Source organism: Bifidobacterium margollesii, from assembly GCF_002860355.1.
GTDB classification, from domain to species: Bacteria; Actinomycetota; Actinomycetes; order Actinomycetales; family Bifidobacteriaceae; genus Galliscardovia; species Galliscardovia margollesii.
The window spans coordinates 38,754-57,682 of record NZ_NMWU01000007.1 but is presented as its reverse complement, the minus strand read 5'-3'; the positions used below and the strand labels follow the sequence as shown (position 1 = coordinate 57,682).

Below are 18,929 nucleotides of genomic sequence, written 5' to 3'. Positions count from 1 at the left end.
CGAACGGGCTATAAGCTCCGACGTCTCGGACGATGCGATCGTTGCAACGATTGGAACTGATAGCCATCCATAACTTCACCGAAACCCTATCGTCGAAATCTATTAACCGTTATCGGCATGACGATGCCCACCGCTAGGCCGAAGACGGATACGATACGAAAGGAGGCAACGGAACCATCCGCATCATCGCGGATGACGTGCGTGAAAAGAACGTGAAAGGAACGGAAGATGAGTGAGACCACGAACGATGGCGAGCTGAGGATCAGCAAGGCGCTGACGTCGATTCACAGCGATGCGAAGACGCCCGTGTTCCTGCTGCTGCACGGCTGGGGATCCAACGAATACGATCTGCCTGATCTGATGAGGCTGTGCGCACCCGGCGCGGACTACGCTTCGCTGCGTGCCCCGATTCCCTACGGCATGGGATACACCTGGTTCAGGGACTGGAGTCATGAAGGCGTGCCGGAAGGCCTTTCACTGGACCGGCAGGCGCTGGCCGCCGCACGGGCGGTGGAACGCTGGGTGCGTGACAACATCGCCGCCGACCGGCAGATCGTGGTGATGGGATTCTCGCAGGGAGGGCTCCTCGCCGGTCATATGCTCCGCGTGAATCCGAAACGCTACCGGGCGGCTGTGGCCTTCTCCGGCTGGCTGGCCCCCGGACCGGTCGAGGGGGATGAGGAGCTGCTTGGCCTCAGACCGCCGATCTTCTACGGGCATGGCGAGGCCGATACGATCTTCCCCGCCTTCGAAACCGCGGCGATGGCCGAATTCTGGCGTACGCACGGCACGCTGACGGAGAAGACCTATCCCGGCATGGCGCACAGCATCAACATGCCGGAGATGCGCGATGTGGCCGCGTTCCTGCAGGGCATAGGCGCGGTACGCCCCCAGTTCTTCTAGGGGAATCGTCCGAAACGGTCACAGCTCGCGGGAACGCTTCGCCGCCGCGGAGACGGCCTTCATCACCGTACCGCGGAAGCCGGCCTCCTCAAGCACCGAATATCCGGCGATCGTGGTGCCGGCGGGCGAGGTGACCATATCCTTGGCCGCCGCCGGGGTCATGCCCTTGTCGAGGATCAGCTTGGCCTCGCCCAGGCAGGTCTGCGCCGCCAGACGGTAGGCGGTGGCGCGCGGCAGTCCTTCGAGCAGCCCGCCGTCGGCGAGCGCTTCGATGAACACGGCCACGAACGCCGGCGCGGAGCCGGAAAGGCCGGTCACCGCGTCGAGAAGATGCTCGGGCACGAACTCCACGATGCCGAGGGCTTCGAACAGTTCCCGGGCGAAGGTCTTCTCCTCGTCGGTGAAGTCGCTGTCGGCGTCCAGTGCGAAGGCGCCGGCGCCCACCAATGCCGGCGTGTTCGGCATGAGCCGCATCACGCGGGGTGTGCCCTCCACGGTGGCGCGGATGCGTTCGGCGGTGACGCCGGCCATGATCGAGAGGATCGCCTTGCCGTCGAACGATCCGCAATTCGCGGCCGCGGCGGCGAACATCTGGGGCTTGACGGCCAGCAGCACCACATCGCTGGCTTCGACCACCTCGCGTTCATTGGAGGCCGGGTTGGCGCCCAACGCCTTCACCCGTTCGATGGCGGGTGCGTTCGGATCGTAGATGGTCACGTCGGCGGGCGACACCACGTTGTGCTCGATGGCCCCGGAGACGATCGCCCCTCCCATGTTGCCGAATCCGATTACGCCGATGCGTGTTGCTGCCATTGCTCTTCCTTTCCCGAAAGTTCTTCGGCATCCGCCTGTACCGCGGTCCCCGTATATGCACCGCGGCACCGGTATTGTCGTGTCTCACCGATTTCCGGCGGATCGCCCCGACCTTCCGCGGCTGGAACGCAGTCTAGTTTCGGAATATAACCGGCGTGTGAAACGTCGATTGCATTGCGGTCTCGTTGCCGCGCGACAATCGGAAGCCTCCTGGTCAGACTCAGACCGTCGGACCGTCAGTCGGTATAGTCGAGATGCATGTGCGACGGCACTTCGTTCCACTTGACCGTATACCCGGCTCCGTGGGAGCAGAACACCGAATCGGGGGTGTTCTCCGCATCGTCCGCAGCGTCGTATCCGATTCGTTCGATCACCGCGTCGGCGTCGTGACACGGCTCGTATCCGGCGAAGGTGCAGGCGAGCCGACCGGTGCCATGCGTATAGGCGTTCACCGTCATCGCGTAGTCGCGCATCTCGCTCACCGGCGCACGGCCTTCGATCATCGCGTATCCATTATCCACGGCGGGTGGATCGAACTCCCCGCTCATTCGCTGGATGTCGCTCATCGCCCGGCCGACCAAGGCGTCGGGCACTTCCAGACGGAACCGGTACCAAGGCTCCAGCAGACGGCAGTTGCCCCGCCGGACCGCGTCCGGTTCCGGCTCGGCGGGCACGTCGCCCTGTGGATGTCCGGCGATGCCGATGCCCGCCATCATCAGTCCCTGTCGTATGGCCCGATAGGTGGCCTGCCGGAAGTCGCCGCCTTCGGTGTGTTTGAGGTGCGCCCGACCGGTCAGCAGGGTGATGCGCATGTCGGTGATGGGTGATCCGGTCAGCACGCCGAGATGCTCCTTCTCCCTCATATGGGTCATGATCAGCCGTTGCCAGTTGCGATCGAGCACGTCGAGGCTGCATGACGTGCCGAAGCTCAATCCCGTGTTCGGCCCGGTGGGTTCCAGCCGCAGATGCACTTCCGCATAATGGCGCAGCGGTTCGAAATGTCCGACGCCTTCGATCGGCTCGGTAATGGTCTCCTTGTACAGGATCGACCCCGGTCCGAACGTCACGTCGAGGCCGAACCGATCGTGGAGCATCTGCTGGATGATCTCCAACTGCACCGATCCCATGAGCTGCAGATGAATCTCCTCCAGCCGCTTCTGCCATGAGACCCGCAGCAGCGGATCCTCATCCTCCAGTTCGCGCAGCGCGTCGAGGCAACGGTGGATGTCGTTGTCGCCGGGCAGCAGCGTGTAGGTGAGCACCGGCTGCAGCGTCGGGCTCGCCGCATCCCGTTCGAAGCCCAGCCCCTCGCCGGGGAAGGTGTCGGCCGGACCGGTCACCGCGCATACCGTGCCGGCGGGAACCTCGTCGACGGTGGCGTATTTCGCTCCGTTGTACACGCGCACCTGATCGGCCTTCTCCCCCGGATCGCCGATCAGGGACTTCGCCTTCAGAGCGCCACCGGTGATCTTCATCCAAGTGAGCCGGTTGTGCTTCTCGTCGTGGGAGATCTTGTAGATCCGCGCTCCGAATCCATCGGGGCGATCCGGTTCGCGGGTGAACCGTTCGAGCCCGTCGAGCAGCGCGTCGACGCCGTCGAGTCTGAGCGCCGAGCCGAAGAAGCAGGGGAAGACCTTGCGGTCGGCGATCAGCTGGCGGAGCCGATCGTCGGTCAGTCGTCCGTCGTCCAGGAATTCGTCCATCGCCCGTTCGTCCTGCATGGCCATGGTCTCCCACACCGCTTCCGGCACCGCAGGCTCATCGGCGCGTCCGCCAGCGGATACGGCGGATTGCGACGTCAGTCCCGTGAAGTCCGCGCATCCGTCAGAGAATCGTCTGCGCATGCGGTCGAGCAGGGCATCCCGATCGACTCCGGGCGCATCCATCTTGTTGACGAAGATCACCGTCGGTACACGATATCGGTCCAGCAACCGCCACAGCGTCTCGGTATGCCCCTGCACGCCGTCGGAGCCGGAGACGACCAGAATCGCATAGTCCAGCACCTGCAGGGTTCGTTCGGTTTCGGCCGCGAAATCGACATGCCCCGGCGTGTCGAGCAGGGTGAGCCGCAGATCCCCGTGCTCCATCGAAGCCTGATGCGCGAAGATCGTGATGCCACGGCGCTTCTCCATCGCGTCGGTGTCGAGGAAGGCGTCGCCGTGGTCCACCCGTCCAAGCCGTCGGAGCTCTCCGGACCGGTAGAGCATCGCCTCGGAAAGCGTGGTCTTTCCTGCGTCCACATGGGCCAGAATGCCCGCCACGATCCGTTTCGTGTTTCCCTCGGTCCGGTGAACGGCTCCGGCCATTGACTTCCTCCGATCGATCGATTGTCGCGTCGTCATCTGCTGCACTGCGCGCATGTCCGCTCATCATCATAGACATTCGCCGGGCTCCGGCATCGACTCGATAACATCCGCGGGGAATCACCCGGCATGGCGTCGAACGATTGATAGGATGTGCAGTGACATCGTTCACGTCAGACAAAGGAGCCTTTCATGACCACAGTCGCCGTCATCGGCTGCACGCACGCCGGTACGTTCGCCACCCAGTCCATTCTGCAGGAGCACCCTGATTGGCAGGTGCACGTCTTCGAACGCAACGGAACGCTGTCGTTCCTCTCCTGCGGTATCGCGCTGTGGGTGGGCGACCACGTCTCCGACCCGAAGAAGATGTTCTACTCGTCTCCGCAGGCATTGGCCGAAGCGGGCGCGATCATGCATATGCGCACCGACGTGCTGTCGGTGGACGCCACCGGCAAGACGCTGGTGGCACGGGATCTCGAAACCGGCGAGGAGCGGGAGTACGCCTTCGACAAGCTGGTGGTGACCACCGGATCGAAGCCGGTGATCCCGCCGATCGAAGGCATTGATTCCGATCATGTGCTGCTGTGCAAGAACTGGGATCACGCCCTGGCCATCAAGGAGCGGGCGAGGAACGCGAAATCCGCCGTGGTGGTGGGTTCCGGATACATCGGTGCGGAGCTGGCCGAACAGTTCAGCATCGTCGGCGTGAAGACCACGCTGGTCGATGCGATGGATCGCGTGCTGGCCAACAATTTCGACGAGCCGATCACCACCGAAGTGGAGAAGGCGTTCGCCGAGCATGACGTCGAACTGGCGTTGGGACAGAAGGTGACGAAATTCGTCGACACCGGCGACGGGGTCACCGTGGTTACGGAGAAGGGCGAGTACACCGCCGATTTCGCCGTACTGGCGGTCGGATTCCTCCCCGCCACCGATCTGCTCAGGGGGCAGGTGGAGATGCTGCCCAACGGGGCGATCGTGGTGGACGAGTATATGCGGGCGTCGCTGCCCGACGTCTACGCCGCCGGCGATTCGGCCACGGTGTTCTACAATCCGACCGGCAAACATGACTATATTCCGCTGGCCACCAATGCGGTCCGTCAGGGACTGCTGGTCGGCCGCAACATCGAGACGCCGACCCGCGCCTACATGGGTACGCAGGCCACTTCGGCCGTGCAGCTGTACGACCTGTCGCTGGCCGCTTCGGGTCTGACGATGGGAGGCGCCGAGCGTCGCGGGCTCGATCTGCGGATGACCGAGCTGGTGGACGACTACCGCCCTGATTTCATGCTGTCCACCACGCCGGTGACCAGTCTGCTGACGTGGGATCCCGCCACTCGAGAGGTGAAGGGAGGCCAGTTCATGGCCAGGGCCGACATCTCCGGCGCCGCCAACGTGGTGTCGATGGCGATCCAGTCCCATTTCACCGTGGATGATCTGGCGAATGTGGACTTCCTGTTCCAGCCCAATTTCGACAAGCCGGTGTATTACGTCGGTGCCGTGGCGATGAAGGCCGCCGCCGAGGCGTAGCGAGGCACACCGGTCGGCCCGGGCTGTGAGAGCAGCTCCGCCGGCCATCTTCAACGCAAAAAGGGGTTCCGCTCCAGTAATGGAAGCGGAACCCCTTTCGTATGATGCCGATGCGACGCGGTGGACTACCGGACTATCTCGGCTTCATGCCGTAAGGCTCACTCGGAGATCTCGGCGAAGTACAGCAGGGTGCGGATCATGTTGGAGGTGAAGCCGTACTCGTTGTCGTAGAAGGTGACGGTGCGAGCCAGGGTCACGCCGTCAACGGAGTTGACGTCGGTCTGGGTCGGATCGAAGACGCCACCGTGGGTGTCGCCGATGATGTCGGAGGAGACGATGCCGTCGCCGTTGTAGCCGAAGTAATCGGTGTTGGAGAAGGCCTCCTTGAAGGCGGCGTTGATCTCATCGGCGGTGGCCGGCTTGTCCAGCACGGAGGTCAGCTCGGTGACGGATCCGTCCGGAACCTGGATGCGCTGGGCGTGGCCCTGCAGCTTGCCGTTGACCTCCGGCACGACCTTGCCGATGGCCTTGGCGGCACCGGTGGAGTGCTCGATGGTGTTGATGGCGGCGGCGCGGTTGTTGCGCGGCTTGGAGCCACGGGGGCCGTCGAGGATCATCTGGGTGCCGGTGTAGGCGTGGATGGTGGTCATGAAGCCAGCCTTGATGCCCCACTTGTCCTGCAGCAGCTTGACCATGGCGGCCATGGAGTTGGTGGTGCAGGAGCCGGCGGACACGATCACGTCGGTGGGCTTGAGGATCTCGTGGTTCACGCCGAACACGACGGTCGGAGTGGTGTCGTCCTTGGCCGGGGCGGAGATGAGGACCTTCTTGGCGCCGGCGTTGATGTGGGCCTGGGACTTCTCGGCGGAGGTGTAGAAGCCGGTGCACTCGAGCACGTACTCGACACCGTCGTTCTTGACCCACGGGATGTTGTTAGCATCCTTCTCGGCGTACACGGTGTATTCCTTGCCATCCACAACGATGGCGGTGTCGGTGGAGGAGACCTCGACCGGAGTGCCGTCGTCGTGACGGAAGGTGCCGTGGGTGCTGTCGTACTTCAGCAGGTAGGCCAGCATGGAAGGAGTGGTCAGATCGTTGATGGCGGCGACTTCGATATCGCCGGCCTGACCGCCGCGAGCCTGCAGCTCGAAGATGCGACGGAAGGCGAGACGACCAATGCGGCCAAAGCCGTTGATACCAATCTTTACTGTCATTTATTTATCTCCTGAGTGGACGTGGCATCAGTCGTGCGACACCATCGAGAGAGCGTTCACACGATTCTGCCAGCTATTGCCAACGCGTCTCATCCTACTGTGTCACCTGTACTTTTTGTAGGTTTTCGCCTCGCAACATGCTGAACTTCCGCTGAACGCGAGAATGGTTCAGCAGTCGTTCGTCCGTCGTTCAGACGATCTCAACGCACGACGGGAAAGCAGCCGGGAGACGTGCGTATCGATGACGCCGAGGGCGTCGTTCCCCTCACGCCCTCGTTCGGTATGCCATACGGGTTTCGGTGCGTCGGCCGGGAACACGACGACGAGCGCGCCGTCGCCCACCCCTATCCAGCCGTGCACGCCCGGAAGGAACTCGTTGCTCGTGCCGATCGGCCTCGTGTCGCGCAGCGTCACGTCGGACACCTCGTATTTCAACCCGTTGATCGTGACATGCCGGGCCGTACCGCCGTAGGCGAACACCGAGATCAGAGGCCTGTCCGCCGCATCCCATGCCTCGAATGCAAGCGTGCCGTCGCGGATCACGGTGATGATCTGACCGTCGCCGTGCAGGAACCCCACTCCCCCATGTTCGGCGATGCGCGCCAGCGTCTGGATGTTGGCCAGCGTATGGTCCACCCGTCCGCCCAGTCCGCCGTAGATGTGGAATACGCGCGCCCCGTGCGCCCATCCGAGCTTGACCGCGGCGAACATGTCGGTGTCGTCCTTCTCGCTGGGCAGACGGGTGATGCCGTGCAGCTGCGCATAGGAATCGAAGTCTCGCCCCAGGGAATCGAAGTCCCCGACCACCACGTCGGCTTCGACGCCCAGCTCCCCTACGTGGTCAAGACCTCCGTCTGCCGCGATCACGAACGTCCCGTCCGGAATCTCCGGATGTTCGTCGTAGTATCCGCCGGCGCCGAAGATCACGCAGACGCCGTCTTCCCGTTCCTCGTTCATATCCATGCTCCACATCGTAGCGTCATGAGGCTGCGGTCGGGATCGCATATCCCCGAACCGATCGGTTTTGCCCTCGAAGCGGATGAAAGCATGTCGCAACCGCGACGATTCATTCTTTAGAACGATATAAAGACGGATTTCCCGAAACTACCCTGATTGAGTCGCGGACGCCGGGCCGTTGATCGCATTCCGTGTATTGATCGGCTCCGTATCGCGTCCGGTCTTCGACAATCACCAATGGAAGGGTTGAATGCATGCGTGCGCCTTGGATACGCGGTCTGCTGGGGCTGAACATCGATTCCGGGTGGATCCCGACGATGCTGTTCGCCGTCGTGATCACCACAGCGACGATATTGTTCGCACGATCACTGCTCCCGTCGAACCGCGCGTCGACCCATGAACCGGCCGGCATATCGACCGGCATCGTCCGCCGATGTCATCGCGCCGCACCCCTCGCCGCGGGGGCGGTTCTGGGATTCGCCATCGGCTTTTCGGTGACGTGGCTGCTCGATCATTTCCTGGTGTTCGGCGTGATGCTGGGCATCAAGGTGGTGTGGGCCGCGGCGATCGGAGTCGCGCTGTTCGGCATGATGGTCGCGCAGACGGCGACCGGCCGTGGTCCGACCCGCGTGGCGGCCGCCGTGATGATTCCGGTGAGCGTGCTGTCCTGCGCGGTGAACATCAACGCCGTCTACGGCGAATACCCCACGCTCGGCAGCGTGTTGGGTGTGTCGTCGTTCGCGCGGCTCGATTACGCCGACCTGCACGACGCGAGAATGCCGGTCGGCCGGTGGCGCACGCTGGCCGAATCGGGGAACGCGCCCGACATGCCAGCACACGGCAGGACCGGCTCGGTGATCATCCCGGCCACAGAATCGGGATTCAGGGCCCGTGAGGCGGTGGCGTATCTGCCACCTGCCGCCCTGTCGAAGACGCCGCCGAGGCTTCCGGTGTTCATCATGCTTTCCGGTCAGCCAGGAAGCCCGGATCGTGCGTTCCTGGCGGGCGATCTCACGGCAATCTTCGACGAGTACGCCTCCCGGCATCATGGTCTGGCGCCCGTCGTGGTCTCGGCCGATCAGCTCGGCAATGCGTTTCACAACACGCTGTGTGTGGATTCGCCGAAGTACGGCAACGCCGAAACCTATCTGACCCGGGACGTGACGGACTGGATCACCGCGAACCTGCCGGTCTCGCACGATCCGAGGCAGTGGGCGATCGGAGGGTTCTCGCAGGGCGGCACCTGCGCGATACAGCTCGGCCCGAGTCACCCGGACCTCTACGGCGCGATGTTCACGGTCGGCGCGGAGCTCGGCCCCCATGACGGCGACGAGCAAACGATGGTCCGTGAATTCTTCGGCGGCAGCGAGGAACGCTACCGGCGCCATGTACCGATCGACATCATGCGGTCGCGGAGGCATTCCGATCAGATGCTGGTGATGGCGGCCGGGCAGCTGGACGACAAATCGACCGACAACATCGAGCGCATCGTCCCGGTCGCGCGGTCCATCGGCATGGACGCCACCGGTCTGACTGTCGTGAACGCGGGGCATGACTGGCATGCCGTGCAGCAGGCGTTGAAGACGAGCCTTGATGCCATCGGAGTGCGGATGGGATTGTCCGACGATGTCCACGGGATGATACGCGGTTCCGCCCAGGTACTGGTGATGGACATCGCCACGGAAGACGACGAAGCAAGGAGCAGATGACATGACGACGGATGACATGACGGAGCAGACGACAACGCAGAAGACGCAGACGACGAACATCACCAATGCGCGGCGGGGAGACGTCAAGCCTCCGACCCGCCGGATCGAACTCGGCCCGTTGGCGCAGGATGCCGTCGATTGGATGCGCCGCCATCCGCTGACCGTGATCTTCGCCGCCATGACGTTGGCGATCAACATCGGATTCGCGCTGTGGTGCATGGCGACGGGTTCGGCGTATCCGCCGTTGTTCGGCCGCATCAGCTACCGCCGTCTGGCGCACGGCATGTTCTATGCCGTGCCGCTTGCACTGATGCTGGTGGGCCATCCGCTGCGTCTCCTGCTCGACGTGCCGGCCCTGATGGCCGCGGGATCCGTGGCGGAATCCCGATTCGGCGCGGCGAAGACGATCTGGATCTCGCTGATCTGCTCGATCGGCGGCCTGGCCGCAGGCATGGGCGTGAGCGTGATGGTCAACGGTCACCTGCCCATATGGCATTCCATGATGCGATTCGGCTACGTGCTCGGACCGCTCACGCTGGCGGTGGGCCCGGTCATGGCTGCGAGCGCGTTCAGTTCGCTGATGTGGCGTCGTCGCGTGCGCGTCGTCGTCTACGCCGTTGCGGCCGCGCTGGTGCTGTACCGGGGCGAGCCGGGTGACTACTGCATCATGTTCGCCGCGGCGTTCGGCCATCTGCTCGGCTATCTGATGTCCCCCTCGGCATCCGGCGAGGAGCAGGCCACGCAGACGCGGATGCGCATCACCCGGATTGAGGCCCGCAAGATGACCGGCGTGCTGACCGCGGTCTGCGCGCTCGGCCCGCTGGCGGCGCTGATGTCGCCGGTGCATCGCGGCCCGTTGTCCACGCTCGGTCTGCTCATGGGGCCGAACCGATTCGACTACACGCGCCTGCATGAATGCCTTGCCGGCGCCGGCACGGCCGACTGTTTCCTGCAATACCGCGTCCAGCGGGTCTCCATGCCCGGAGGGGTGATCGTGTCGGTGCTGCCGTTGCTGATGATGCTCGTCGTGGCGTATGGCCTGTATCGTGGCCGCCGGCTCGCAGCATGGCTGAGCATCATGCTCAACGCCTGCACGGTGGTCATGGCGCTGTTGTATTGCTTCATCTTCCCCATCGTGCAGTCGCCGGACGGCATCCGGTCGCTGATCATGCACGGTGCGGTCAGGACGGCGTTCTCCACGGCCACGCTGCCCTTGGCCTGCATCGTGATCGTGGCCCTGACCCTGCGCAGCTTCCCGCTCGCCATCCGCTGGGAACGGCTGGTCGTCGCGCTTTCGATCGTCGTCGCCGTGTTCGTGATGCTCTGCATCGTCTACGTCGGTACCGGACTCGCCCGACCGGCGGAATTCAGCACCGCGCCCTCGCTGGCCATGCTGCTGGCCGATTTGCCGCAACGCTTCGTGCCGATCGGGTTCCTCAATGGTCTTGCACCACTGTTTCTGCCCGCTTCGGCGTTCACCTCCGCGGTGTATCAGGGCATTGGTCCGGTGTTCTGGATCGTTGCGCTGATGGTTACGCTGTGGTGCTTCCTCGATTCCTCGATGCAGGGGGAACGGGAGCGGCATCAGGCCTCGCAGCTGGTCGAGGTCGATGGCGAGTCCATGTCGTTCATGGGGACGTGGAGCGGCAATCGGTACTGGTTCTCCGAATCCGGACGGTCGGTGATCGCCTATCGGGTGGTGTATGGCATCGCATTGACGGTGACCGGACCGTTCGGCGACCGCGGGGAATGGTCTCGGGATCTGAAGGACTTCGCCGCGTTCTGCGCCGAACACTCGTGGACCCCGGTGTTCTACAGCGTGCATGAGGCGCAGCGCGACGAGCTCTCCGCCATGGGATTCACCTCGCTTGACGTGGGCACCGAGATGGTGGTCCGTCCGGAGCAGTGGCAGACGCGCGGCAGGAAGTGGCAGGACGTGCGCACCGCGATCAACAAGGCGAAACGCGAGGGCATCGTCGATGTGATGTGCTCGTTCGACGAGGCTCCGCTGGGTGTGCAGTCGCAGATCATCGACATCTCGGAGCAGTGGGCCGAGGAGAAGTCGCTGCCTGAGATGAAGTTCACGCTCGGCGGGGTGGACGAGCTGATCGATCCACGGGTGCGGTTGCTGTATGCGCTGGACGGCGACGGCATCGTGCAGGCGGTCACCAGCTGGCTGCCGACGTGGCGCGGTGGCGTGATCGTGGGCTGGACGCTGGATTTCATGCGGCACCGGCCGGAAAGCCCGAACGGCGTGATGGAGTTTCTCATCGCCCGCATGGCGGAGCGTCTGCGCGACGAGGGCGCCGAGTTCATGAGTCTTTCCGCGGCTCCTCTGGCGGGCATCAGCGTGATGGACGGCGTTGACGGCGAAAACGGCGATGCGGATGGCGGACGCTCCGCCGTGCCGGATTCGGGAACCGTGTTCCTGCAGCATGTGCTGATGTCCGTGGCCGACATCATCGAACCGGTATACGGGTTCCATTCCCTGTTCCGGTTCAAGAGGAAGTTCCAGCCCGAGGAGCAGGGCGTGTATATCGCCTATCCGGATGCCGCGAAGCTGCCGCAGATAGCGCTGGCCGTGGTGCAGAGCTATCTGCCGGACATGAAGCCCGCCGACGTCGCACGGTTCGTCCGTGCGCTGGGCCAGTGATGCGCCGGCCGGTGATGCATCAATGATGCGACGGGTCAGTGATGCGACAGCCCTGTGCATCGGACTCGACGCCGATTCCGGCTGGTTGGTAGAACTGTGCGTATGAGCAAGAAGAACGCGAAAGGCAAGGGATCGACTCCGGCCACGCTGCAGCTGGAGCGTGCCGGGGTCGATTTCCATATCTACGAGTACGAGCATTCGAACGATCATATGGACGACGGCTATGGCGTGGAGGCCGCCACGAAGCTGGGGTTCGACCAGCATCAGGTGTACAAGACGCTGCTGGCCGACACCGGCGAGGAGCTGGTGACCGGCGTGGTGCCGGTGAGCGGGCATCTGGATATGAAGGCGCTGGCTTCCGCAGTGGGCGCGAAGAAGGCCGCGATGGCCGATCCGAAGAAGGCCATGAGGCAGACCGGCTATGTGGTGGGCGGCATTTCGCCGCTCGGGCAGAAGACACGCCATCGGACGGTGATCGACGAAGGCGCGTTGCGGTTCGACGAGATCCTCGTTTCCGGAGGCAAGCGCGGATTCAGCATCGGCGTGGCACCGAAAGACCTGATCGCGGTGCTCGACGCCATTACCGCGCCGATCGCCACCTGGTAGCCCCCGCCGTAGTCTCGCCTCTCCGAAGGCGAACGCCGAAGTCACCGCCTGCTATCGATGGCGATCCTGTTTCCGCGCCGCGGAGCGCAGTTCGGCCGGCAGTACGAAATGCATCTTCTCCTTCGTGGTCGTCACATACGAAACGTCATCGTATCCGAGCGCTTCCAGCGCCTTCACCACGCCGGAGACAAGATCCTCGGGCACCGATGCGCCCGAGGTGACGCCCACGGCCTCGACCCCGTCGAACCAGCGTGGATCCAGTTCGGTCGCATCGTCCACCCGGTGCGCATGTCCGCGTCCGTCGAGCGCCTGCTCGGCCACCTCCATGAGCCGCACGGAGTTCGAGGAGTTGGCCGAGCCCACCACCACCACGCAGTCCGACTTCTCGGCCACCGACTTCACCGCGGTCTGCCGGTTCTGCGTGGCATAGCAGATGTCGGAGCTCGGCGGCTCGATGATCCACGGGAACCGTGTCTTGAGCGCCTCGATCACATCCCTCGTCTCGTCGATGGACAGCGTGGTCTGGGAAAGATAGACCAGCCTGTCGTCTTCGGTGAAGTCCAGTGAGGAGACGTCGTCCACATGCTCGATCAGATGAACGTGGTCGGGGGCCTCCCCCACCACGCCCACCGCCTCGTCGTGACCGCGATGGCCGATGTAGACGATCTCATAGCCCTCCTTCACGTAGCGCAGCACCTCGCGATGGACCTTGCTCACCAGCGGGCAGGTGGCGTCCACCACATGCATGCCGCGCCGGCGGGCCTCCTCCTGCACAGCCGGGGATACGCCGTGCGCCGAGAACACCACAGGCACGCCGGCCTTCACCGCGGATTCGGGGATCTCGTCCAGCTCCTCCACGAACACCGCGCCCTGGGCTGCCAGATCGCCGACGACATGCCGGTTGTGCACGATCTGCCGGCGAACGTACACCGGCGGCACCGCCGTCTCGTCGGCGACACCGGTCAAGCCGTCCTCCGCGCTTCGACCGCGCGCCGTTCTGAGAATCGTCTCGACCGTCTGGATGGCACGGTCCACGCCGGCGCAGAAACCCCTCGGATCCGCCAGTACGATGCTCTTGCCCATTCACTCACGCCTTTCCGGTACGATGCCGCTCACAGTACGGTTTCGATCGACTTCCCCCAGTCTAGCGGTAGCGTCCGGTAACGAAGCGGTTGGCATGCGGTCCGTATCGCCGTTGAACCGACGACATCAAATCGATAACATTGCCGACCGGACCGACGCTTTCGATATTTGGGCGCTAGACTGACTGTTAACGGTAACAACAGTTGCCGAGGCAATTATCGTCATGACATTCACGTAGGAGTGATTCACATTATGGCTAAGATTCTCCCTCCGCGTTCCGGACAGCAGTACAGCATCCAGTACGGCGACTACAAGGCCGTCGTCACCGAGGTCGGCGCGACGCTGCGCAAGCTCACCTACCAGGGCAAGGATGTGATCGTCCCGCTGTCCGCCGACAGCCCGGTGACCTGCTGCCACGGCCAGATTCTGGTGCCGTTCCCCAACCGCATCGAGGGCGGCGTCTACACCTTCGAAGGCAAGACCTACACGCTGCCGATCGACGAGCATGACCGCAACACCGCCATCCACGGCTACGGATACCGCTCCAACTGGAAGCTGGAAGCCCTGACCGAAAGCTCCGTCACCGAAACGTGGCGCGTACCGAACATGCTGGGATACCCCTTCGACCTGCTGGTGACCGCCACGCATGAACTGGATGCCGACGGCCTGCACGTCACCGTCAGCGCCTACAACAACGGCGATACGAACGCTCCGTGGGCCCTTGCCATCCATCCGTGGCTGGCCAACGGCTTCAACGGCTACGGCGACGAGATCGACGGTCAGAACGCCCAGTGCAAGATCACCATTCCCGCCGACACCCATGTGACCGTGGACGAGAACCTGATCCCCACCGGCACCGAGCCCGTGGACGGCACCAAGTATGATTTCCGCAAGCCGATGCTGCTCGACCAGCAGCCGTATGACGATGCGTGGACCGACGTGCATCACGAGGCCGACGGCACCGTGGCCGCGAAGTTCGAGCGCCCGGACGGCATGACCATCACCATCGGCGGCGACGAGACCGTCACCTCCTTCCAGATGTGCACCGGCACGAAGTTCCCGGCGTTCCAGCACGCGTCCGGCGTGGCCGTGGAGCCGCAGACTGCCTACGCCAACGCCTTCAACACCGGCAAGGACCTGATCGTCATCAAGCCCGGCGAGACCAGCACCACCAAGCTGTTCCTGCGCGCCGAACAGGCCTGACCGGCAGTCCTTCCGGAAAACGCCGCATTGCCAATTTGTGAATTCCGGATGGATGTGAGATAATCCACAAGGCTTATTTTCATTTCCAGTAAAGGAGTCCATTATGGGCAAGCGCGGACGTCTGCGTCGCGATCGTCGCAAGAAGGCTGCAAACCACGGCAAGAGGCCGAACGCCTGAGTCGTGTTGTTATACGGCAAGGGGCTGTGGAAGTCATCGAACTTCCACAGCCCCTTTTTCGTGGTCATCGCCCATACCTCGTAATTCGATCACCGTGCAGCATGGCCCCATATATCAAACAGCAAGGATCCCGCAGACAACCCAAGGCCATCCACGGGATTCCTCACGAATCCGGCATTCCCGGAAATCGACGGCTACTTCACCGCAGCGGTGAAGTCATCGACCAGCGCGCTCATCCAATCGGTGAGATCCGTGTACTCCTGCGGCATCTGCTCGGTGAGCTTCACCACCGGAACCTTACCCTCGGCGGCAGCCGTCTCCAGCTGTTTGGTGGTGTCGTTGGCCTCCTGCGTGTTGAGCACGAACACCTTCATCTTTCCGGCCTTCAGCGCGTCGGAGAACTGCTTGATGTCCGCGGGGGACGGCTCGCTTTCGTTGGCCGAAGCGTTCTTGTATCCACTGGTGGTGGCGTCGGTCATACCGAGATCGTCGGCGAGGTACCAGGCCACTGATTCGCTGGCGGCGTACGGCACGCCTTCGGTCTTCGCCTTGGCGGCCTCGATCTTGTCCTCGACCTTGCTTTCGCGCTCTTCCCACGCCTTGTGCCGCTGTTCGAAGTAGTCCTTCTGGTCGGGCAAAGCCTTCTCATAAGCCGCCGTGATGGCATCGGCCGTCTTCTCTCGCACGTCCTTGGAGAACCAGACGTGCGGATTGTCGCCTTCCTTGATGCCGTCGGTTTCGGCGGCGTTCACCACGGTGGCCTTCGTACCCCCGGCGGCCTTGGAGGCCCACGGGTCGTAGTCAGCGCCGTTGACCACGGCGATCTGCGCCTTGTTGAATGAAGCCACGTCGGCGGAGGTCGGTTCGTAGTCATGCGCCTCGACGTTCGTGGCCTTCATGATCGACTGGACGTCAACCTTGTCACCGCCAAGATCCGCGGCCACGGAACCCCACTGGTTGATGCTGGCCACCACGGTGATCTTGGCGTCTCCCCCATTGCCGGCAGACTCCGACGCCGAATCCGATGAGCTTCCCCCACAGGCCGCGAGACCCGCAGCCATCACCAGCGCCGCCGCCGCGGCCACCGCACGCTTGGTCATACTCGTCATGTTCATTGCACTCTCCTCCGCTCACTCGGAGCCGATCCCATTGCAGTATTATTCATATCGCTATTGATATCCGTTATCAACAGTTCCGCCGAACAGTATACCCAGTTAATGAGATTTATTATCATCAGCGTGTCGTCGATCAGATTCCCGATACGCTCCACAACGTGAATTCATCGGTCTGATCAAACCAGGACGTAGCCGGCACATGCATCTCCTCGTCGGTCAGCAACAGCCACTCCAATCGCAACGGAATATCCGTATGCCCCTCGGACACCACCTGCAATACGGTCATGCACGGCAGATCGCCACCGGAGTTATCCAGTTCCTCGATGGAAACTCCACCCGGACCACCATCCCATACGAACACCGAGAACGGACGCGTGGGCACGGTGAAATGACCACGAATATGCACGCGGGACGCCGATCCGTTCTCCTCCAATCCTCCGAGCAAGGCGGACAGTCGCCCCGGATGAACGGGCCGGACCGAATGAACCATCGTCGACTCGAATCCATCCGACATGCAGATCAATCGCACCGGCTCATGCACCCGGCTCGCCTCGCCACATTCCGTATGCAACGTCAGCGCATCAAGACGCCGATGCGCGGCGCCGGCGTCATACCGGCCGCCGGCAATGGCGCCCCAATCAGCGTCGCAGGCACGCTCGATGTCCACGGCCTCGCCTCCATGAATCTGGACAACCAGCTCTCCCATCCACGCGAGCCCGCAATCCGCAGGAGATTCCCCCGAACCGTCGGAGATAACAAGCAGTCGATCCGCCTCACGAAGCAGCGTCGCCTGAATCTCCCCGACGCTTCGGTCGTCATCGACCGGCGCAGCCGCATCCCCCTCGCCGTCGCCTCCACCGGAGAATGGCTCATCATCGAACAGACAGGCCCGCAGTCTCTCCCCATCCACTACGGAGACAACGGAAGACACGCGCGGCGTCGGCACCATTTCACCATGATCACCGATGTCGTCGGCGAACGCGAAGCAGTCCTCCATGTACCGAGCGATCGGGAACGCCTGCAAGCCGACCGGCAGCACCACAACAAACGTGATGCCCGACCGGATGCCGCACCGACGAACGGCTCTGCCCAACCCGGCCACCATGCGCTCGGCATCGGATTTGATGGCGCAGGTAACGCAGCATTCACGCATCGGCAAACGCTCCCTGCCATGCGGCACCAAGCCACAGCCCTGCACCGACCGCACGAGGCAGATACCGCTCCCCACATCGTTCGCGTCCTCAAATCGCTCCACGCAGTAATGAATAACACACACGTCCTTTTCGTTTTCGGCACAGAACGCCACAAGATCCCGCGGCAGCCGTTCCATCCCGGTCAGCAGAATCACGCGATCAGGCAGCGATGTTTTCCGCCACGCTTCACGATCGACATCATTGTTGTTCATATTGTCCTTTTCCACGGCACGATCGGATTATCGCCGAAACGATATCCAGACCGACATCTATTGCGACACGCCGAAGCGCATCCCCCGCCAGACGCTGTCAATATTGTCCGGCCATCGGTTTTCCGATCACCCATTTGTGATAATGATTTTCATTAGCTATGATGACAGCCATGAGCAAACATTGTCAAGTCACGGGGAGCCGCGCCGGCGTCGGCAACAGCGTCTCCCACTCACATCGAAAAACACGCAGACGATTCAATGTGAATCTGCAGCGCAAGACCTATTGGATACCATCGCTCGGTCGTCGCGTTACCCTCACGGTGTCCGCACGCGGCATCAAAACCATCGACCGTCGCGGCATCGACTCCGTGATCGCCGAACTCATCCAAATCGGTGAAATCAGGCCCTGACCGCATCGCGCTCCTTTCTGCTGAGCATGGTTATACGCACTGAGTGCCGTCATGCTCAGCAGAGAGCTCCGGATCCGGAACAACATCACAGACTTGCCGGTCGTTCTTCCCATCTTCATCGGCCGGCAACCCTCTTTCGGCGACGCTGAATCGATCCCCCGTAAGGACCTACGGAATCGGCGCGTCTCGCAGCCGCGTCATCGCACACCGAACCATCGTTCACGTCACACGTCGCCGTTCATGTCATCCATCATCACCAAGAAAGCCGCACCATGGCCGGAAAATCATCAGAGATCCGTCCGGTGATCACCCTGCGATCCACCGCAGGCACCGGATTCACCTATACCACGCGCAAGAACCGACGCAATACGCCGGACCGACTGGAATTGTTGAAATACGATCCGATCGTCAAACGCAAAGTCACATTCCGCGAAACCCGGTAAGCAACTTCCCAAAGGATTACATCAATGGCCAAAAACAGCAGTATCGCCAAACAGCAACGTCGTGAACGAACAGTGGCGAAATACGCCGCACGTCGCGCCGAACTGAAGAAGACCAGCGTGAACCCGCACGTCAGCATCGAAGAACGCGAGGCCGCGATGCAAGCTCTGCACGCGCTCCCCCGCGACGCCAGTCCCACCAGGCTGCGCAATCGGGATTCCATCGACGGTCGACCGCGCGGCTACCTTCGCAAATTCGGCGTATCACGCGTCCGCATGCGAGAACTGGCCCACGCCGGAAACCTGCCGGGCGTCGTCAAATCCAGCTGGTGACCTGCAACACGCAGCATTTGACCATGACTCGATTCCTCAATCACTCATAGAGAGATTCGTCAGGAAACCCACAA

17 protein-coding genes are annotated in these 18,929 nt (G+C 62.8%); 10 read left to right on the top strand and 7 right to left on the bottom strand.

Going from position 1 to position 18,929, the window contains the following annotated elements:
• The first annotated feature begins 255 nt into the window (after positions 1-255).
• A complete protein-coding gene (locus Uis1B_RS02590; RefSeq protein ID WP_101615326.1) occupies positions 256-903 on the top strand; it encodes an alpha/beta hydrolase in 648 nt (215 codons plus the stop codon).
• 18 nt (positions 904-921) lie between these two features.
• Here Uis1B_RS02590 and proC read toward each other — a convergent pair whose 3' ends face one another.
• Positions 922-1,716 (bottom strand): pyrroline-5-carboxylate reductase, encoded by a 795-nt coding sequence (proC, locus tag Uis1B_RS02585; RefSeq protein ID WP_101615283.1) that lies wholly within the window; start codon positions 1,714-1,716, stop codon positions 922-924.
• Positions 1,717-1,952: 236 nt separating this feature from the next.
• Positions 1,953-4,022, bottom strand: a complete 2,070-nt coding sequence (locus tag Uis1B_RS02580) for an elongation factor G (RefSeq protein ID WP_101615281.1) — start codon at positions 4,020-4,022, stop codon at positions 1,953-1,955.
• Between the two features lie 189 nt (positions 4,023-4,211).
• On the opposite strand from Uis1B_RS02580, the gene Uis1B_RS02575 reads away from it, so the two are divergent.
• A complete protein-coding gene (locus Uis1B_RS02575; RefSeq protein ID WP_101615279.1) occupies positions 4,212-5,549 on the top strand; it encodes an NAD(P)/FAD-dependent oxidoreductase in 1,338 nt (445 codons plus the stop codon).
• Positions 5,550-5,707: 158 nt separating this feature from the next.
• On the opposite strand, the gene gap is transcribed toward Uis1B_RS02575, so the two are convergent.
• Together gap and Uis1B_RS02565 are read right to left on the bottom strand one after the other, a co-directional pair.
• Positions 5,708-6,763 carry a type I glyceraldehyde-3-phosphate dehydrogenase gene (gene gap / locus Uis1B_RS02570; RefSeq protein ID WP_101615277.1) on the bottom strand — a complete coding sequence of 352 codons (1,056 nt, stop codon included), beginning with the start codon at positions 6,761-6,763 and terminating at the stop codon, positions 5,708-5,710.
• 168 nt (positions 6,764-6,931) lie between these two features.
• Complete coding sequence (locus Uis1B_RS02565) at positions 6,932-7,720, bottom strand: thiamine diphosphokinase (protein ID WP_101615324.1); 789 nt, start codon at positions 7,718-7,720, stop codon at positions 6,932-6,934.
• Between the two features lie 254 nt (positions 7,721-7,974).
• Here Uis1B_RS02565 and Uis1B_RS02560 point away from each other — a divergent pair, with 254 nt between their 5' ends.
• From Uis1B_RS02560 to ybaK, 3 genes are all read left to right on the top strand, one after another.
• Positions 7,975-9,429, top strand: coding sequence for an alpha/beta hydrolase (locus Uis1B_RS02560; protein ID WP_101615274.1), 1,455 nt, complete (start codon positions 7,975-7,977; stop codon positions 9,427-9,429).
• 1 nt (position 9,430) lies between these two features.
• Positions 9,431-12,082, top strand: coding sequence for a bifunctional lysylphosphatidylglycerol flippase/synthetase MprF (locus Uis1B_RS02555; RefSeq protein WP_243390226.1), 2,652 nt, complete (start codon positions 9,431-9,433; stop codon positions 12,080-12,082).
• 102 nt (positions 12,083-12,184) lie between these two features.
• Complete coding sequence (gene ybaK / locus Uis1B_RS02550) at positions 12,185-12,688, top strand: Cys-tRNA(Pro) deacylase (protein WP_101615270.1); 504 nt, start codon at positions 12,185-12,187, stop codon at positions 12,686-12,688.
• A gap of 51 nt (positions 12,689-12,739) precedes the next feature.
• Here the strand turns inward: ybaK and Uis1B_RS02545 are convergent, their stop codons facing one another.
• The gene (locus tag Uis1B_RS02545) at positions 12,740-13,771 is read right to left on the bottom strand and encodes a 4-hydroxy-3-methylbut-2-enyl diphosphate reductase (RefSeq protein ID WP_101615268.1); all 1,032 of its coding nucleotides are present in this window, start codon (positions 13,769-13,771) and stop codon (positions 12,740-12,742) included.
• A gap of 252 nt (positions 13,772-14,023) precedes the next feature.
• Between Uis1B_RS02545 and Uis1B_RS02540 the strand changes: the two genes are divergently transcribed.
• Positions 14,024-14,974 carry an aldose 1-epimerase family protein gene (locus tag Uis1B_RS02540; protein ID WP_101615266.1) on the top strand — a complete coding sequence of 317 codons (951 nt, stop codon included), beginning with the start codon at positions 14,024-14,026 and terminating at the stop codon, positions 14,972-14,974.
• Between the two features lie 103 nt (positions 14,975-15,077).
• Positions 15,078-15,152 (top strand): 50S ribosomal protein bL37, encoded by a 75-nt coding sequence (locus tag Uis1B_RS12510; protein WP_369299097.1) that lies wholly within the window; start codon positions 15,078-15,080, stop codon positions 15,150-15,152.
• 194 nt (positions 15,153-15,346) lie between these two features.
• On the opposite strand, the gene Uis1B_RS02535 is transcribed toward Uis1B_RS12510, so the two are convergent.
• Together Uis1B_RS02535 and Uis1B_RS02530 are read right to left on the bottom strand one after the other, a co-directional pair.
• A complete protein-coding gene (locus Uis1B_RS02535) occupies positions 15,347-16,267 on the bottom strand; it encodes a metal ABC transporter solute-binding protein, Zn/Mn family (protein ID WP_101615264.1) in 921 nt (306 codons plus the stop codon).
• A 133-nt stretch (positions 16,268-16,400) separates the two neighbouring features.
• The gene (locus tag Uis1B_RS02530) at positions 16,401-17,672 is read right to left on the bottom strand and encodes a hypothetical protein (protein WP_101615261.1); all 1,272 of its coding nucleotides are present in this window, start codon (positions 17,670-17,672) and stop codon (positions 16,401-16,403) included.
• 170 nt (positions 17,673-17,842) lie between these two features.
• On the opposite strand from Uis1B_RS02530, the gene rpmB reads away from it, so the two are divergent.
• From rpmB to rpsN, 3 genes are all read left to right on the top strand, one after another.
• Positions 17,843-18,082: a 50S ribosomal protein L28 gene (rpmB, locus tag Uis1B_RS02525; RefSeq protein ID WP_101615320.1), complete on the top strand. Its 240-nt coding sequence runs from the start codon at positions 17,843-17,845 to the stop codon at positions 18,080-18,082.
• A 272-nt stretch (positions 18,083-18,354) separates the two neighbouring features.
• Positions 18,355-18,525, top strand: coding sequence for a 50S ribosomal protein L33 (gene rpmG / locus Uis1B_RS02520; RefSeq protein ID WP_101615259.1), 171 nt, complete (start codon positions 18,355-18,357; stop codon positions 18,523-18,525).
• A 24-nt stretch (positions 18,526-18,549) separates the two neighbouring features.
• The gene (gene rpsN, locus Uis1B_RS02515; RefSeq protein WP_101615257.1) at positions 18,550-18,855 is read left to right on the top strand and encodes a 30S ribosomal protein S14; all 306 of its coding nucleotides are present in this window, start codon (positions 18,550-18,552) and stop codon (positions 18,853-18,855) included.
• Positions 18,856-18,929 lie beyond the last annotated feature (74 nt).

What these genes read in the sequence shown, in the direction of transcription:
- Uis1B_RS02565 (WP_101615324.1), bottom strand. Translation starts at nt 7,720, where the DNA reads ATGAACGAGGAACGGGAAGACGGCGTCTGCGTGATCTTCGGCGCCGGC.
- Uis1B_RS02545 (WP_101615268.1), bottom strand. Translation starts at nt 13,771, where the DNA reads ATGGGCAAGAGCATCGTACTGGCGGATCCGAGGGGTTTCTGCGCCGGC.
- Uis1B_RS02540 (WP_101615266.1), top strand. Translation starts at nt 14,024, where the DNA reads ATGGCTAAGATTCTCCCTCCGCGTTCCGGACAGCAGTACAGCATCCAG.
- rpsN (WP_101615257.1), top strand. Translation starts at nt 18,550, where the DNA reads ATGGCCAAAAACAGCAGTATCGCCAAACAGCAACGTCGTGAACGAACA.
- Uis1B_RS02575 (WP_101615279.1), top strand. Translation starts at nt 4,212, where the DNA reads ATGACCACAGTCGCCGTCATCGGCTGCACGCACGCCGGTACGTTCGCC.
- rpmB (WP_101615320.1), top strand. Translation starts at nt 17,843, where the DNA reads ATGAGCAAACATTGTCAAGTCACGGGGAGCCGCGCCGGCGTCGGCAAC.
- Uis1B_RS02535 (WP_101615264.1), bottom strand. Translation starts at nt 16,267, where the DNA reads ATGAACATGACGAGTATGACCAAGCGTGCGGTGGCCGCGGCGGCGGCG.
- Uis1B_RS02530 (WP_101615261.1), bottom strand. Translation starts at nt 17,672, where the DNA reads ATGAACAACAATGATGTCGATCGTGAAGCGTGGCGGAAAACATCGCTG.
- proC (WP_101615283.1), bottom strand. Translation starts at nt 1,716, where the DNA reads ATGGCAGCAACACGCATCGGCGTAATCGGATTCGGCAACATGGGAGGG.
- ybaK (WP_101615270.1), top strand. Translation starts at nt 12,185, where the DNA reads ATGAGCAAGAAGAACGCGAAAGGCAAGGGATCGACTCCGGCCACGCTG.
- Uis1B_RS02560 (WP_101615274.1), top strand. Translation starts at nt 7,975, where the DNA reads ATGCGTGCGCCTTGGATACGCGGTCTGCTGGGGCTGAACATCGATTCC.
- Uis1B_RS02580 (WP_101615281.1), bottom strand. Translation starts at nt 4,022, where the DNA reads ATGGCCGGAGCCGTTCACCGGACCGAGGGAAACACGAAACGGATCGTG.
- Uis1B_RS02555 (WP_243390226.1), top strand. Translation starts at nt 9,431, where the DNA reads ATGACGACGGATGACATGACGGAGCAGACGACAACGCAGAAGACGCAG.
- rpmG (WP_101615259.1), top strand. Translation starts at nt 18,355, where the DNA reads ATGGCCGGAAAATCATCAGAGATCCGTCCGGTGATCACCCTGCGATCC.
- gap (WP_101615277.1), bottom strand. Translation starts at nt 6,763, where the DNA reads ATGACAGTAAAGATTGGTATCAACGGCTTTGGCCGCATTGGTCGTCTC.